Consider the following 667-nt stretch of genomic DNA (forward strand, 5'->3'; position numbering starts at 1 on the left):
CGGCGCGTTGCGCCGCGACATCCGCTCGCTCGGCGCCGCCCCGCCCGGCCTCGCGTTCGACCTGCACGGCGACCTGCACGTCGGGCAGGTGCTGCGCTCCCCCGGCACGCCGCCGCGCTACACCGTGATCGACTTCGACGGCGACCCCCAGCTCGGCGCATCCGAGCGAGGTCGTGCGGATGCCGCAGCGCGCGACATCGCGCACCTGCTCGTGTCGCTCGACCTCGTCGCGGCCGTCGCGCAGAAGCGCCTGGGTCGCGCCGAGCCCGCGGCGTTCGCATGGGCCGACCGCGCGCGCGACGCGCTGCTCGAGTCGTACCGTGCGACGCTCGAGCGGACGGAGCTGTTCGACCCGGCCCTCCTGCCCGGCCTCGAGGCCGAGCAGCTCGCCGCCGAGCTCACGTACGCCGACCGGTTCCTGCCGCGCTGGGCGTATGCGCCCGACGCGGCGATCACGCACCGCACCCCCTCGACCGATGAGCTTCCGGAGGACCCGTGGACACCGCCGCCTTTCGAGCCGACCTCGACCTGATCCCCGAGTCGCTCGGCCGGCTCGCCGACGCGCTCGACGCCGGCCTCGCGGGCCTCGACCGCCTCGCGCTGCTCGGGGCCTCGCGCGTGCTCGTCGTCGGCATGGGCTCGAGCCGGTACGCCGCCGACGTCGTCG

Annotated in this window: 1 pseudogene; it reads left to right on the top strand. The window is 76.0% G+C overall.

The annotated features are described in order from the left end of the window. Positions 1-532, top strand: a pseudogene (locus tag ESO86_RS19605) (hypothetical protein); the annotation flags it as partial. Positions 533-667 lie beyond the last annotated feature (135 nt).

Origin of the sequence: Agromyces binzhouensis (genome assembly GCF_004135055.1) — a bacterium.
GTDB lineage: Bacteria > Actinomycetota > Actinomycetes > Actinomycetales > Microbacteriaceae > Agromyces > Agromyces binzhouensis.